Below are 14695 nucleotides of genomic sequence, written 5' to 3'. Positions count from 1 at the left end.
TATGGTGAAAGAGGCGCATAGCTCGATTATATCCGGTGTCTTGTTTGGTGCTGGTGCTGGGGTCTTTTGGGGATTGGTCTTTTTGGCACCGGAATTGGTGCCGGAATTTACCTCTTTGCAGTTAGTTGTCGGGCGTTTCCTCGCTTATGGCGTTATCTCTTTGATATTGGCGATACCTAAATGGTCATATCTGAAAAAAACTATATCGCTCTCGGAAATTCGGACTTTGCTCTGTCTCGCCTTGCTTGGGAATACCCTCTATTACACTTTGCTATCTAATGCTGTGAAGTTGGGCGGTATTGCCCTGACCTCTCTTATCCTTGGATTTTTACCGGTTACGGTGTCGATTATCGGTAGTCGGGATGCCGAAGCGATAGCTTTACGCCGTCTCTGGCCGTCTTTAAGTTTTTGTATCGCGGGCGCCTTTTGTATAGGAGCGCAGGCTTTGACTACCAGATCGGGGCATCCGGTTACGGGTTTGTTTCTGGCTTTGGGGGCTTTGGCCTCATGGACGGCTTATGCTGTGGGGAATAGTCGTGCCTTGTCACGTTTGCCGCATCTTTCTGTGCATGACTGGAATCTATTGACAGGGTTGGCTACGGGTTTTCAGGCAGTTCTTTTGATACCGATTGTCGTCTTTACGACGAGAAATGCACATCCTTTTAATGAATGGATGCAGTTTTCCCTTGTCGCCATTGGTGTAGCGCTTGCCGCCTCGATTATTGGCAATGCTTTATGGAACAGGATGTCCCGTCTTTTGCCTTTAACAATGGTCGGGCAGATGATCCTTTTTGAAACGCTTTTTGCCCTGATTTACGGTTTTCTATGGGAAAAACGGTGGCCACATCCTTTGGAAATCATGGCCTTTATTGCACTTGTAGCCAGCGTTTTTTCCTGTGTCAGAAGTCATCACCGCCATCTTTCCAGTTAATTTTTCAGATAGAAATCGTTTTTTATTCGGAAGCGTATGATGATCCGAAGTGATTTAAAGTTATTTCAGTTTGATTGATTGTAATCAAATTTTGGATAAAAATTGTTGAAATGAGAGTGGTGAAAAAGATATGAAGATTTTCTTCTAAATTATAAGGTATCTATGAAGAAAATTTTATCTTTTACCACCGTTCTTTTCCCTTTTATTTTGAGTGCAGCGCAAGCGCAGCCTGCCGCGCAGGCCAAAAGCCAATCGATAACGGTAAGATTGCAGAGCGACTATACGCCTGCTTTGCAAAAAGCGGCCGATCAAGGCAATGCTGATGCCGAGGCGAAAGTGGGCTTTGGCTATTTTAGAGGCAAAACTTTGCCCCATGATTATGCCAAAGGCATTTTCTGGCTGCAAAAAGCGGCTGACCAAGGACATTCTGATGCCGAGACCCTTTTGGGCAATGCCTATCAGCAAGGCGTGGGTCTGCCTAAAAATCAGGAAAAGGCTATCTTCTGGTATCAAAAGGCCGCCGATCAGGGGAATTTGGATGCTCAAACCTTATTAGGTGCCGCCTATCATATGGGGCAGGGCGTTCCCAAAAATGACCAAAAGGCTATTTTTTGGCTACAAAAAGCAGCGGATCAGGCTTTCCCTCAAGCTCAAAATTTCTTGGGTGAAGTTTATGAAACGGGCGATCCTGCTGTCAGAAATATTGAAAAAGCCATTTCTTGGTATCAGAAGGCTGCCGAAGGAAATTCGGTCACGGCGCAAGCCCATTTGGGTATGGCCTATCACGAAGGCACAAAACTGCCGAAAAACTATGAGAAATCGACTTTTTGGTTTAAAAAAGCCGCTCTTCAAGGCGATGATCAGGGGCAGTTCTTTTATGGCTTAGCCTGCCTGAAAGGCGAGGGCGTTGCCAAAAATCCGAGAGAGGCTGTCTCTTGGTTTCAGAAAGCGGCCGATCAAGGCAATCTCCAAGCGACGACCCGTTTAGGCTTGGCTTATGCCAGTGGAGAGGGTGTGCCTGCCAGCAAAGAAAAAGCGGTTTTCTGGCTGAAAAAAGCGGCTGGACAGGGTGAACCTAATGCCCAGAGAATATTATCAATGATGCGCTAGATGAAGGGAGGCTTTCCGGCCTTTATTCGGCGACAGCAGATGACGGGTATCAATTAGTCGATTGATACCCTTTATCTCTGAAAGGCAAGGCTGTTCATCTCGTGGTGAAACCGATGGGCCTGTAAAAGAGAAGCCCCTTTTGGCTATAATGTTACCGTTTTTGATAACAGGATTGCCTTGCTAGCTGAAAAGCGTGGCGAATACGCCTATTCTGGGCGAGTTTTCAGCTTTAAAGCGGAGAAGTCTCTGGAACCTGACTCGTAAATCACCTATGCCGCCCAGATTAGTCGGAAAAACTGACAGGATAAGGCATCTATGACCGATATAGCGATTAAAACCGCACTGCTTTCCGTTTCTGATAAAACGGGATTGGTCGAATTGGGGCAGGCTTTAGCTGCTCATGACATCAAATTGATTTCTACCGGAGGCACTGCCAAATTATTGCGCGATGCGGGTTTAGCGGTAACTGATATTAGCGATTTTACCGGTTTTCCTGAAATGATGGATGGTCGGGTGAAAACGCTCCATCCCAAGGTTCATGGTGGCTTGCTCGCGGTCAGAAATAACCCTGAACATGTAGCGGCGATGAAGGCTCATGATATCTCGGCGATTGATCTGGTGGTGGTCAATCTTTATCCTTTCCGTGAGACGGTTGCCAAGGGTGCCGGTCGTCAGGAAGTTATCGAAAATATTGATATTGGTGGCCCTTCCATGGTGCGTTCGGCGGCCAAAAATCACGATCATGTGACGATTGTGACCGACCCGAAAGATTATCCAAGTTTGATTTCTGAATTAGCGGATAACGGTGGTGCCACGACTTTAGACAGCCGGAGACGTTTTGCGGCCAAGGCCTATGCGGCTACGGCGCAATATGATGCGGCTATCTCCGCATGGTTTGCGGCTGATCTGAAAGAAGATTTGCCAGAATTGCTGACCGTTCCGCTGAAAAAAGCCTCGGCTTTGCGTTATGGTGAAAATCCGCATCAGAAAGCGGCACTTTATATCCCGACCTTGCCGAATTTGCCGGAATGGCCGATTGTAAATGGTATTGCTCAGGCAGAACAGATTCAGGGTAAAGCGCTTAGCTATAACAATTATGGCGATGCGGATGCTGCTTTAGATTTGATTAGTGAATTCCGCGATGCTGCCCCGACGGTCGTTATCCTGAAACATGCCAATCCTTGCGGTGTGGCGTCTGGTGATAGTCTGATTGAAGCCTATAAGGCCGCTTTGGCTTGCGATAGTGTTTCTGCTTTCGGAGGCATTATTGCCGTCAATCGTCCGCTTGATGGGGCTACCGCCGAAGCGATCACCTCAATCTTTACCGAAGTCGTGGTTGCGCCTGCTGCCGATGAGGCTGCCAAAGCGATTTTTGCCAAAAAGAAAAATCTGCGCCTATTGATTACGGGGGCTTTGCCTGACCCGAAACGGAATGGCCTTAACCTTCGTTCGATTGCGGGCGGTATTTTGCTCCAGTCGCGTGATGGCAGCTTGCTGGATGAACAGGCCTTGCAGGTGGTTACCGAAGTTAAGCCCAGCGAACAGCAGATGAAAGATGCTTTATTTGCTTGGACGGTAGCCAAGCATGTCAAATCCAATGCCATTGTTTATGCCCGTGACAACGCAACGGTTGGTATCGGTGCGGGGCAGATGAACCGTTTGGAATCGGCGCGTATCGCTGCATGGAAAGCCGAAGATGCCGCCAAGAGAGCCGGCTGGCCGGAAAGCCGCACCCGCGGTTCTGCTGTGGCTTCAGATGCTTTCTTCCCATTTGCTGATGGGTTGGTAACCGCGACTGAGGCCGGAGCGACCACGGTTATTCAGCCCGGTGGGTCTATCCGTGATCAGGAAGTCATTGATGCCGCCAATAAGGCTGGTATTGCGATGATCTTTACCGGAACCCGCCATTTCCGGCATTAAAAACAGCTAACGGGAGGGCGGTTTATTCGGCCTTCCTGTTTCTAATCTATAAGGCGTGCTTGGAGGTTAGCTTTGGGCGCGCCTTTTTGAAAAATGAAGAGGGCTTTCCTGTCTGTTATTCTGTCGCCGGATAGGCGAGTATAAGTTTTTCTTTCGATAGATTATTTTAAGTAAAAGGCTCGATAATGGCGGTTCCCAGTTTTTCCGAATTGATGCTGCCTGTTTTGCGTTTTGCCGCAACAGGAAAAAAACGCATGGCGGAAACCGAAACGGCGATTGCCGATGGATTAGGGCTTTCGGCAGAGGATCGCGAAGTGATGCTGCCTAGTGGTCGGGAAAGATTATTTTATAATCGCATTAGATGGGCAAAAACTTATCTGACACAAGCTGGTTTACTGATTAGTCCGACAAGAGGGCAATTCATCGCCAGTGAGGCTGGAAAAAGGCTTTTACGACGCAATCCTCCTGAAATTACAGTAGCGACTTTAAAGCAATATCCGTCTTTTATCGAATATTGTAACCGCAATTCTAAATCCGACACGCGCGAAGATGTCGTTCAGATTGTCGCCCAAGAAACAGTGACCGGAACACCAGAAGAGCGAATTGATGCCGCCCATGAAGAGCTTCAAAATGAATTACGCACTGATATTTTGAACCAGATTTCCGAGAAAAATCCCAGTTTTTTTGAACAGCTGATCGTCGATCTGATGGTGGCTATGGGCTATGGCGGCAATCATGAGGATGCGGCTCGTCGGATTGGGGGAACGGGTGATGGTGGTGTCGATGGTGTTATCAATGAAGATCGTTTGGGCATTGATTGCATCTATGTTCAGGCCAAACGTTATGCTGCCCATGTCAGTGTCGGACGGCCGGAAATACAGGCTTTTGTCGGTAGTCTGGTTGGGCATCGTGCTACAAAAGGGGTTTTTGTGACGACCTCTTCTTTTAGCGCCCCCGCTTTGGAATATGTCGAGCATTTGCCGCAGCGGGTTATTCTAATCAATGGTGAAAAACTCGCAAATTTAATGATCGAACATAATGTTGGTGTCAGAACCAGTCGCAGAATAGAAATCAAACGAGTTGATTTGGATTTCTTTAATCCTGAATAGGCTTTTTGAAAAAGCCGTTTCCTGTATTGTTAGGATTCTGGCTTTGCCTGACTCTCTTCGGTGATCTGTGGCAGAATTTCCGTTTTTGAGAGTGTCCCATTTGGAGCTTCTACAGGGGTAAGGCTGGCAAGATAGTTTTTAGCGTCTTCCGAACCTTGATCGGCGGCTTTTTTGAACCAGTCTTTCGCTGTATCCAGTGCAAAAATTTCTTGATTTTTCGGGTCGGCGTAAATCTTGCCAAGATTGATTTCGGCTTTGATGTCGTCTGATTTTGCTGCCTGTTGTAACCAGTAAATAGCTACCAGAATATTTTTAGGAACCCCTGCTCCGAGCATATAGGCAATGCCTAAATTGATTTGGCCGCGTAAGCTACCTGCATGAGCGGCTTTGTTATACCAAGAGGCTGCCTTTTTTAAATTGAGTGGCACAATTTTTCCTGTGCCATAGTGATAACCGAGAATGAATTGTGCTTCAGCTTCCCCTAGGTTAGCGGCCTGTTTGTATAAAGAAAGGGCTTTTTGGGTGTCTTGAGGGACGCCTTCACCTCTTTCATAGAGAATCCCTAGAAAGAGCTGGGCTTTGGGATAGTTTTGGTCAGCCGTTTTTTGAAAAAGAGTCGCCGCTTTCGAAAAATCTGTTTTTCCCAGCTTTCCATCATAATAAAGCGCGCCTAAATTGAGAGTAGCACTAGGATCGCCTTGATCCGCTGCTTTTTGAAACCAATAGGCCGCTTGTTTGAAATTTTGAGAGATTTCTTTGCCTTCATAATATTTCAAAGCGAAATCATATTGGGCTTCTTTATCGCCTTTTTCAGCTTTTTCGCGGAGAAGTTTTATAATCTGTGGATGTATTTCTGAAATTTTTGGGTCTTTATTCGTGTAGAGAATGCTTACTTGTTTTTGAGCTTCTTTATCGCCTGCCAGAGCTGCCGTTTTAAGCCAAAATTCGGCTTTTTCCTTATCCTCTAACGTATCCGATTCCTGATAAAACATGCTGGTAATTCTTTGGGCTTCGGGATCTCCCCATTTTGCGGCCTGTTCTATCCAATAGCGGCCTAATTCCTTATTTTGTTTGACATCTTCACCATTGTAATAAATAGCCCCCAGCATTTTTGCTGCTGAGCCGTCATGCTCTTTGGCCGCTTGCTCATACCAGTAGGCTGCCTTTTTTTTATCAAGAGGAAGCATCTGACCCGAATAATAGAGATTTGCTAATATTTCTTGCGAAATGACACCTCCCTGTTTTGCTGATTTTTCGAGCCAATAGAGTCCTTTTTCTTTGTCAAAGGGTATATTTTCTCCCAAAATATAAAATCGGGAAAGCATTTGTGAGGCATCCCAATCCCCGTTATTGGCTGAATTTTCGAGCCAATGGAGTGCCTTTTCTTGATCGCGCGGCACATCATCGCCCATCCAATAAAGCATGCCTAGGCGACGGGCAGAATCAATATCCCCTGATAGGATCGCTTTCTTATACCACGAAATGCCTTTTTCGACATTTTTAGGAACACCTTCTCCATTGATATAGAGCGTTGCCAAACGTCTGGCCGCGTCCCAATTGCCAGCATTCGCCGCTTTTTCAAACCAGTAGGCTGCTTTCGCGATATCTATTGGAACACCATCGCCATTATAATAAAGGAGGCCGATCATTTGGGCCGCTTCTTTATCTCCGTCTTTAGCGGCCTCTTGATACCAATGTAGAGCTAAATGAAAATCTTTCGGAATACCTTCAACATCGCCTTTAGAATAGAAAGTCCCCAAGATATATTCTACCTTATGATCTCCCCGTGATGCTATGCGTTTAATATCCTCTATCTGGTATCTTTGCATAGTGGTTAGAGCATGCGTTTTTGAAGAGCAGGGCAGAAGAAAAGGCAGTATCGCGAGCGATCTTCTCAAAAAAGAGGCATAGGAAAGGGAGCGCTTCATCTTCTTTTTCTTTTATAAGATAATTTAATATTTAATTTTTATAAATTATTATACTATTTTTAAATGATATACATATATTTTTTGAAATGATTGCTTCGGTTGAAGCCTATTCTATAATGAAGTCCTTTAATAGGATGGCGATGCTTAGTTTCTGTTGCGACTATTGCCCATTTTTTAGAATCTATCTTTTTTCATTAGAGAGATTATGGGGTTGTCGGGGGATGATTATTCCAAAGCGTGTCTTTTGGAAGAGAAATTGAGAGATTAAAAGGCTATCTGTCTCTTCTATTGATTATATCGTTATCAATACAAGTAATCCCCAACAGATGGCGGAATGCTATCTGGCCGTTTTAGGCATGAAGCATTAGCTGGTTTCATCAAAGCAAGGGGGATGCGCCGAGAAATATCCTTTTATTTGGAAAATAGAAAATCAACCTCCGCCCTATCTAAGCCAGTCAGAAAGCCTAGCTTACGGCCGATAATCCGGCGTAGGGTGACTGTGATTTATGTTTTCTGGTGGGGATATCGCCGGATCAGGTGGTCGAGCCTTTAAAGCATTATAACGTTGAAATAGAATTGGAGCCTGTTGTGAAACAAAGTGCTAGAGGGACCATCAATTCTGTTTATTGCCGTAATCCCGATAAGAATTTGATAGAGATATCGTCTTATATCGACTGAAAATCAGAATTTGCCGCTTAACCTTACGCCCCATGTTGCCGGCATACCGGAGAGAGCAATATTATCGCCGGAAATGAAAAAATTGCGGGTGACGTCATAGCGCTTGTTAAAAATATTTTTGCCGAAAATGGCGACTGTCCAGCGGCTGTTTTTGGGTGAAAGCGTGATGTCAGCCCCCCATAAGCTATAGGCTGGAACATTATAAACGCCGCCATAGAAAGAATGATAACGGCTTCTTCGGCTGTAATTCATACCGGTGGTCAGATAGAAATCACCGATTGTCCAGCGATAGCTGGCTGAACCATTAAGCGTAAATTGCGGGAAGGGTAAGGCCTCACCCTTGCGGCTTTTATAAATACCGACATAGCTGTTATCCGGCAATTTTTGCACGCCCTTCAAAGAAGAGAAACGGTCATATTGACCAATTGCCCAGCCTGCCGATTGTGAAAGCGTGAGTGATTTTATCGGCATCCATGTCGCTTCTATCTCCCCGCCATAAAGATGAGATCGGGGCGCATTAACGATCAGCCCGATCAAGCCACCATTCAAACTATTAAATGTCGCAGACTGAATTTGTTGATTGCTATAGTCATAATAGAAACCGGCCACATTCAAGGTGAAATGCGATTTTGGTAGTGTTAATTTATTGCCGACTTCATAAGCTAAAACCGATTCTGCTTTGAACGGCTTGGCGGTTAAAGTGACGTTATTGGAATTATTGGTTGTGAATCCACCGGATTTTATGCCGCGTGTAAAAGACGCATAGAGCATATCATTTTTGACAGGATGATAATCGATTTCAACCTTTCCGGTTGGCAGGGTAAAACCGGTATGGTTATGGTCTGTGACATTATCAGGGTTAATGACTACACCATTCGAAATATAGTGAGAGGCCAGATTTAAAAGGCTGCGGGATTCATGCTCGATACGGAAGCCTCCGATAAAATTTAATTTATGAGAGAAATGGTAATTGACCTGACCAAAAGCGGCGACTGTATCCACCCTTTGACTATAACGGACATCGCCTTCTAAAGAATAAGCTGACGCATCGGTAAAGCCGGATTGATAGCGATCGCTGAGAGACTGATGACTGTAATAAAGGCCACCGACCCAGCTTAAACGATCCTGTGGATCAGATTCCAGCCGGATCTCATTCGCAAGAACGCGCGCTTTTGTATTAAAAGCGACGTCCGCCAAGCCCAAAGTCGAGGCATCGAAATTGTCATATTCGCGCCTTTTGATGCCGTCATAGCTAAAGAGATTAGTCAGACTGGCAAAAGAGAATTCTTGCTTGCTTTTAAAGCTGACCCCGCCGGTATCAATATGGCTGAAGGGTTTGCTATTCGGGTTAACCCCGATTTCCTTGGCGAAAGCGGCTGACGTTCCCCAGCGGGTGATATAGCGGCTTTGATCCGCCGGAGTGCTTTGTCCCGAAACAGCGGTAAGAGGCGTAAAAAGATGTAGTCCACTGGAGTCCGAGCGGTCATAGCTACCATGAAGATTCAGTTCAAAGGTCAGGCTGTCATTGGCATCATAGTCAAACAGCAATCTGGCGGCATTGCGGTTCGTGCGTCCTAAAGATTGCCCTTGGTCATTATGCTGCCATGCGCCGCCTTGCTCGCTTTGTCCGGCCAAACGGAAGCGGAGCCGGTCATTGATCCCACCTGAAATATAACCATCAATTTTGGTCGCATTGAAACGGCTATATTGAACCGAAATACCGCCCGTATAATGGTCGCTGGGTCTATTGAGGATGTAATTGATCGAACCACCGGTTGTATTGCGACCGGAAGCAGTGCCTTGCGCTCCGCGTGCAATCTCGACATGCTGAATATCAAACATCATCCCATTTGTGGCGAAAGAAACAGGATTGGCGACACCGTCAATGTAAACCAGAACGGAAGACGCATTGTTGCTGGAATAATTGTTGAATCCCACCCCGCGCATCGCAAAAACAGGTTGGCCGCTTCCGAATTGTGGGGTGACCTGTAGTGAAACCGTCTGATATTGTAGATCAAAGACAGTATTCACATTACGGGTCGTCAATATGTCGCCGGAAATGAGACTGATGGAACGGCCAGTATTTTGGATCACATCGCTCTGTTTTTTGGAGGTGACGATAATCTCCCCGCTCTCTTTGGATGTAGAGGGCAGCGGCATTTTGGCCTTTGGAAGGCTGTCGGACGAAAGAGGCTTGTCCGTTGCCTTGGATGTCTCGGCTATCTTCTCTGCTTTAGGTAAATCTGTGTTTGGGGATTGCTCGGAAAAAGACGGCGATGGTTTTTGGGCATCCTGTGGCGGAAGAGCGATCGATTCCGCCCAGAGGCCGGAGGGACAAACCGAAAGATAAAGACCAATCAGAGACGGTAGCAGATGTGGCATCGTAGCTGATAATAAAAGTCTGTCTTTTTCGTGGCATAAAGCCATATCAAATTCCGTATTGTTTTATTTTTACTTCAGTAAAAAATTTATATTTCTTCTTTTTTGTTACATTATAGTATTAGAAATATAGTGTAACATTAACTGTGAGAGAGAAATTTATTTAAAAAGACTTGTAAGAGAAAGTATCAACATTATTAGGAAGAGTAAAATATAAAAATTTAATTTTAAGAGTGATGTTTTATATAAATTATTATTTTAAAATTGAATAGGAATATCGAATATTTTCCCGAAATAGACAACTATCATCGTTTATTTTTGAATAACAAAAAGGGGCGAAATGCCCCAGAAATTCATCTAAAAATAGCGATTTTTATGCTTTGATTGACCCATTTTTAGATCGGAGGCTCGACAAGGTGATTTTCAAGATCACCGGCTTGATCTTCGGATACTGTCCAGCCTTGGACGGATTCACCTACCCGATGCACGGCATCGCGATCACCACAAAGGAGATAATGCCATTCCGGTAAAGCTTGGCCTTCGTAGAGCAAGCGATAGGCGCAGCTTTCGGGAAGCCACGGGATTTTGCCGAGTAACGAGACCTCTAGACGAACGCAATCGGGAACGTATTTTTTGCGATGCTTGTAATTACAGCATTGGCCGCTGGCACGATCTAAAAGGCGGCAGGCCACATTGGTATAAACAACATCGCCGGTATCTTCATCTTCGAGTTTGAAAAGACAGCATTTGCCGCAGCCATCGCATAGGGCTTCCCATTCCTCCCTTTTCATGGCGTCCAACGGAATTTTTTCCCAGAAACGATCAATCATTTATAAGCCTTTATGCATTGGAAAATTTTTTGGAAAAGGAAACAGGATTTTTCCATAACCTGTTAACCGGCCTTTTGTAGTGATATTTCCTGTAATATTATGAAAATAGCCTGATTGCCCATTGATAAGTATAAAAAGAAGGGTGACAGGAAAAACCATGTCGCCAAGCGGAGAAAGAAATGTCTTTTAGAAAAATTTCCGGCTTTATATTGGCCTTGGGATTGGCTGTGACCCCGATAGCGGCACAGGCGGAGAGTGATAACTATACTTTTCTAAAAGCGGTTCGTGATCATGACACTACTCAGATTACGACCCTTGTCGATCGTCAGCCCAGCATCATCGACAGTAAGGATTATAACACGGGCGACACCGCTTTGCATCTGACAACCAGAGGGCGGGATAATGCGTGGTTAGCCTATTTCCTTTATAAAAGAGCGCGGGTCGATGCTAAAAACAAGGCGGGGCAAACGCCTTTGATGGTGGCAACCCAGATCGGTTGGGCAGATGGCGCGCAATTATTACTGGAAGGCGGTGCCGATCCCAATATTACCGATAATAGCGGTCAGACCCCGTTGATTATTGCCGTGCAAAACCGCAATTTACAAATGGTCAGATTGCTGGTCGATAATCATGCTGATCCGTCCATCAAAGATCATATCGCCGGACGTTCAGCTTTGGATTATGCCGGACAGGATGGTCGATCTTCGGCTATTGTGAAAATTTTGGATACGGCGCAGCCCATTGTTAAAAAGCCGATGATGGGCCCTGTGCTGCGCCGCTGATTTTTAGGCGAGAAGGGAAAGGGCAAGGCTTTCGCTTTGCCGTCCTTCCAATTCGATAATCCATAGATCGGGGTCAAAGCGTTTCCGCTTGTCGATATAGCGGGTGAATTCAGATTCATCCGCATTCTCGGCAATGGCCGCGCGTCCCCAGCCATAGCGACCTTCGGGAAGGAATGCCCGTTCAAGCAAATAGAGCGGGCGACCTTGTTCCGTGATGACCAAAATCAAGCTGCCTGCTTCGGCTTCGCCCTTTTTGAGCACCATCATCGATTGTCCGGCAGTATCCATCTGCCGTAACAAGGCTTTTACCAAGATATGCGTGGCCAGACGTGGTTCTGTCATCAGGCATGACCGCCGTCATCGAGCAGCAACGCATAAAGCGCATCACGAGAGCCAGCCCCCCGCAATTTTGCCCGCAAAGTTTCATCCCGTAGCCGACGACTGACGCAAGCCAAGCTGCGTAAATGGTCGATGCCGGCTTCTGTTGGAGAAAACAGGAAAAACAACAGATCAACCGGCAATTTATCCACGGCATCAAATTCGATCGGTTCTTTCAGGCGGACAAAAAAGCCGGAGACTTTTTTCAGGCTGTCGAGCTTGCCATGTGGTATCGCAATACCGTGACCAAAACCTGTCGAACCGAGCGTTTCTCTTTCATGTAACCGTTCGGCGATAACCTTGGGGTTAATTAGAAATTCTCGCCCAGCCCATTGGGCAACCTGCTGGAAGAGTGTTTTTTTGTTAGAAGGATTGAAATTCACCTCAATCCTGTCCGGCGCGATTATATCGGCCAGTTCATTCATGTTTTTTCGCCTTTATATGCCCACGATTGCAAAGATCGCAGCATCAGACATTTTCTGAAAGACACGGCCTTTCAGAAAATAAAGTCAAAATTCTAGCAATATTCCTTCCGGAAACGGGGGAGAGGGGTCGATAATTCTCTTGAAAAGAGGGAGCGACCTCTCTCCCGTTTATTATCTCCGTCTATCTGAATATTTAACGACTATCGCGGCTCAACCCAACCGATGGTACCATCTACCCGACGATAAACCATATTATGATGACCCGATTTGCTGTTCACGAAGAGCAAAGCCGTCGTGTTGCGAAGATCGAGCATCAAAACAGCATCGGAAACGCTGGCTGTTGGAATATCAACCTGCATTTCGGCAATGACGGGAGGATGATCGCCTTGTTCTTTTTCATCCTCTTCAATGTCAAAGACCGTATAATGCGCGTTATCCTGATCCGCCTTGGCTGTTGCCTCCGTAAGGGCGATAGCGGCTTCATCAATAGAAGGCGTATTTTGCTGGATGCGGGTCTGTAAACGTCGGTGATGTCGCCGTAATTGTTTTTCAATCTTGGCGGCGGCCTGATCGAAAGCGGCATGGGCGTCTTTGTCTATGCCGCCTGCTTTCAGAATAATATCCCGCATGGCATGGATAATAATATCGCAGGAAATAATAGCGTGGCGACGATTACCGAAAGTGACAGAGGCGCTTAGGCATTTGGGGAAATATTTGCTGACGATCTGGCTAAGATGGTCATTGACATATTCTCTTAAAGCCGCGCCCGTATCAATCTGATGGCCGGAAATACGGATATCCATCTTGACTCCCTCCATGCACTTAAAAAATCTTGTAACTTATAAGCCCCAAATCTCTCAAAAAGAGAAAATGATCACATCCGTCTTTATTAACGTCAGAAACCTAGATTTTGTTTCACGCCCGACGCCAGACAGGATTAGAAATTTTGTCGATAAACGCGCCGTGACGCAATAATTCTTGTGGGCTGGCCTCGTGGGGTCTCGGTTGTCTTTTGACCTTTTTATTACGAGGTAGACCGGAAACCGTGTTCGGGACAGACAAGCGTCCATCGGATTGGCCGTTATTGTCATCCAAGGCCATACCGATTTGCCGTCCGCCTGTCAGTTCGACATAAAGCTGTGCCAGCAATTCGGCATCGAGCAAGGCGCCATGTTTGACACGATGGCTGCGGTCAATACCGTAGCGGGTACATAATGCGTCAAGGGTATGTTTGGCACCGGGATGTTTGCCGCGCGCAATCGCCAAGGTATCGACCATTCGGGTCATACAAATGGTCGGAAGGCCGCATTTATCCAATTCGTAATTCAAAAAGCCAAAATCGAAGGCCGCATTATGGGCGACCAAAGGCGACAATTTGATAAAGGAAAGCAATTCTTGCGCTTTGTCGGCAAAAAGCGGCTTGTCTGCCAAAAAGGCATCAGACAAACCATGGATCGATTCCGCGACGGCATCCATTGGCCGTTCGGGATTAAAATAGCAATGAAAGCTGTTACCTGTCTCAACCTTGTTGATCAGCTCGACACAACCGATTTCAACCAGACGATCGCCGTTAATGGGGCTGAGGCCGGTGGTTTCGGTATCAAAGACAATTTCGCGCATAACGGCACTATCGGCTACCTTGTCCGACAAGGCAACCGGTGATCTGCCTGACTTGCGCGGCAAGGGCGATAATATTGCGGCCATTCTCAATAATAAAATCGGCCTGTTGTCTTTTTTTGCGGTCTGGCCATTGGCGTGCCAGCAATCCACGAAAGCGTGATTCGGTCATATTGGGGCGCGATAATGCCCGTCTTTTTTGTATCCAATAGGGCGCGGAAACCACCGCGATATAATCGACCGAACGGGTAAAACCGGCCTCGAATAACAGAGGGATATCGACAATCACCAGAGGGTGACTGCGGTTTTTTCGTAAAAACAGATGGAGTTCTTCGACAACGGCTGGATGGATGATTGCTTCGAGGCGGCGAAAACCTTCGGGTTTTTGTAGGAGCTGTGCGCCGAGTTTTTGGCGGTTCACGCCTTTTTCATCAATAACCCCAGGAAAGGCCTGACCGATTGCGGAGAGTAATCGTCCATTAGGGGCTTGTAATTGATGCACGACTTTATCGGCATCAAAAACAGGGCGCTTCATTTGCGTAAAAAGACGGGAAACCGTTGATTTCCCCATGGCAATGGAGCCGGTCAGGCCTAAAATAATCATATGA

13 protein-coding genes are annotated in these 14695 nt (G+C 46.2%); 5 read left to right on the top strand and 8 right to left on the bottom strand.

What is annotated here, in order from left to right:
* Position 1: 1 nt before the first annotated feature.
* The 4 genes from ZMOB_RS04025 (at position 2) to ZMOB_RS04010 (ending at position 5070) form a co-directional block, all read left to right on the top strand.
* Positions 2-931, top strand: a complete 930-nt coding sequence (locus ZMOB_RS04025; protein ID WP_014500705.1) for a DMT family transporter — start codon at positions 2-4, stop codon at positions 929-931.
* 162 nt (positions 932-1093) lie between these two features.
* On the top strand, positions 1094-2041 hold the full coding sequence (locus tag ZMOB_RS04020; protein ID WP_012817530.1) for an SEL1-like repeat protein: 948 nt from the start codon (positions 1094-1096) through the stop codon (positions 2039-2041).
* Between the two features lie 315 nt (positions 2042-2356).
* Positions 2357-3961: a bifunctional phosphoribosylaminoimidazolecarboxamide formyltransferase/IMP cyclohydrolase gene (gene purH / locus ZMOB_RS04015; RefSeq protein ID WP_012817529.1), complete on the top strand. Its 1605-nt coding sequence runs from the start codon at positions 2357-2359 to the stop codon at positions 3959-3961.
* A 185-nt stretch (positions 3962-4146) separates the two neighbouring features.
* Entirely contained in the window at positions 4147-5070 is a 924-nt protein-coding gene (locus ZMOB_RS04010; protein WP_011240015.1) for a restriction endonuclease, read from the top strand.
* A 29-nt stretch (positions 5071-5099) separates the two neighbouring features.
* Here the strand turns inward: ZMOB_RS04010 and ZMOB_RS04005 are convergent, their stop codons facing one another.
* From ZMOB_RS04005 to ZMOB_RS03995, 3 genes are all read right to left on the bottom strand, one after another.
* A complete protein-coding gene (locus ZMOB_RS04005; protein WP_014500704.1) occupies positions 5100-6998 on the bottom strand; it encodes an SEL1-like repeat protein in 1899 nt (632 codons plus the stop codon).
* A gap of 681 nt (positions 6999-7679) precedes the next feature.
* A complete protein-coding gene (locus ZMOB_RS04000) occupies positions 7680-10103 on the bottom strand; it encodes a TonB-dependent receptor (RefSeq protein ID WP_014500703.1) in 2424 nt (807 codons plus the stop codon).
* 347 nt (positions 10104-10450) lie between these two features.
* Positions 10451-10885, bottom strand: a complete 435-nt coding sequence (locus ZMOB_RS03995) for a YcgN family cysteine cluster protein (RefSeq protein ID WP_011240019.1) — start codon at positions 10883-10885, stop codon at positions 10451-10453.
* Positions 10886-11064: 179 nt separating this feature from the next.
* On the opposite strand from ZMOB_RS03995, the gene ZMOB_RS03990 reads away from it, so the two are divergent.
* Positions 11065-11667, top strand: a complete 603-nt coding sequence (locus ZMOB_RS03990) for an ankyrin repeat domain-containing protein (protein ID WP_011240020.1) — start codon at positions 11065-11067, stop codon at positions 11665-11667.
* Positions 11668-11670: 3 nt separating this feature from the next.
* Here ZMOB_RS03990 and ZMOB_RS03985 read toward each other — a convergent pair whose 3' ends face one another.
* From ZMOB_RS03985 to coaE, 5 genes are all read right to left on the bottom strand, one after another.
* A complete protein-coding gene (locus ZMOB_RS03985; RefSeq protein WP_014500702.1) occupies positions 11671-12009 on the bottom strand; it encodes a DUF1491 family protein in 339 nt (112 codons plus the stop codon).
* Positions 12009-12470: a PTS sugar transporter subunit IIA gene (locus ZMOB_RS03980; RefSeq protein ID WP_011240022.1), complete on the bottom strand. Its 462-nt coding sequence runs from the start codon at positions 12468-12470 to the stop codon at positions 12009-12011. Before ZMOB_RS03980 ends, ZMOB_RS03985 begins: the two co-directional genes overlap by 1 nt.
* Positions 12471-12670: 200 nt before the next feature.
* On the bottom strand, positions 12671-13273 hold the full coding sequence (gene hpf / locus ZMOB_RS03975; RefSeq protein ID WP_014500701.1) for a ribosome hibernation-promoting factor, HPF/YfiA family: 603 nt from the start codon (positions 13271-13273) through the stop codon (positions 12671-12673).
* A 112-nt stretch (positions 13274-13385) separates the two neighbouring features.
* Positions 13386-14090, bottom strand: a complete 705-nt coding sequence (gene dnaQ, locus ZMOB_RS03970; RefSeq protein ID WP_014500700.1) for a DNA polymerase III subunit epsilon — start codon at positions 14088-14090, stop codon at positions 13386-13388.
* A gap of 7 nt (positions 14091-14097) precedes the next feature.
* Positions 14098-14691: a dephospho-CoA kinase gene (gene coaE, locus ZMOB_RS03965; protein WP_012817522.1), complete on the bottom strand. Its 594-nt coding sequence runs from the start codon at positions 14689-14691 to the stop codon at positions 14098-14100.
* Positions 14692-14695: the final 4 nt, after the last annotated feature.

Source organism: Zymomonas mobilis subsp. mobilis ATCC 10988, assembly GCF_000175255.2.
Lineage (GTDB): Bacteria > Pseudomonadota > Alphaproteobacteria > Sphingomonadales > Sphingomonadaceae > Zymomonas > Zymomonas mobilis.
This window is presented reverse-complemented; position numbering and strand designations above follow the sequence as displayed.

Coding starts and splice junctions, on each gene's coding strand:
- hpf (WP_014500701.1), bottom strand. CDS start 13,273: ATGGATATCCGTATTTCCGGCCATCAGATTGATACGGGCGCGGCTTTA.
- purH (WP_012817529.1), top strand. CDS start 2,357: ATGACCGATATAGCGATTAAAACCGCACTGCTTTCCGTTTCTGATAAA.
- ZMOB_RS04010 (WP_011240015.1), top strand. CDS start 4,147: ATGGCGGTTCCCAGTTTTTCCGAATTGATGCTGCCTGTTTTGCGTTTT.
- ZMOB_RS04025 (WP_014500705.1), top strand. CDS start 2: ATGGTGAAAGAGGCGCATAGCTCGATTATATCCGGTGTCTTGTTTGGT.
- ZMOB_RS03985 (WP_014500702.1), bottom strand. CDS start 12,009: ATGACAGAACCACGTCTGGCCACGCATATCTTGGTAAAAGCCTTGTTA.
- ZMOB_RS03995 (WP_011240019.1), bottom strand. CDS start 10,885: ATGATTGATCGTTTCTGGGAAAAAATTCCGTTGGACGCCATGAAAAGG.
- ZMOB_RS03980 (WP_011240022.1), bottom strand. CDS start 12,470: ATGAATGAACTGGCCGATATAATCGCGCCGGACAGGATTGAGGTGAAT.
- ZMOB_RS04020 (WP_012817530.1), top strand. CDS start 1,094: ATGAAGAAAATTTTATCTTTTACCACCGTTCTTTTCCCTTTTATTTTG.
- ZMOB_RS04000 (WP_014500703.1), bottom strand. CDS start 10,103: ATGGCTTTATGCCACGAAAAAGACAGACTTTTATTATCAGCTACGATG.
- ZMOB_RS04005 (WP_014500704.1), bottom strand. CDS start 6,998: ATGAAGCGCTCCCTTTCCTATGCCTCTTTTTTGAGAAGATCGCTCGCG.
- ZMOB_RS03990 (WP_011240020.1), top strand. CDS start 11,065: ATGTCTTTTAGAAAAATTTCCGGCTTTATATTGGCCTTGGGATTGGCT.
- dnaQ (WP_014500700.1), bottom strand. CDS start 14,090: ATGCGCGAAATTGTCTTTGATACCGAAACCACCGGCCTCAGCCCCATT.
- coaE (WP_012817522.1), bottom strand. CDS start 14,691: ATGATTATTTTAGGCCTGACCGGCTCCATTGCCATGGGGAAATCAACG.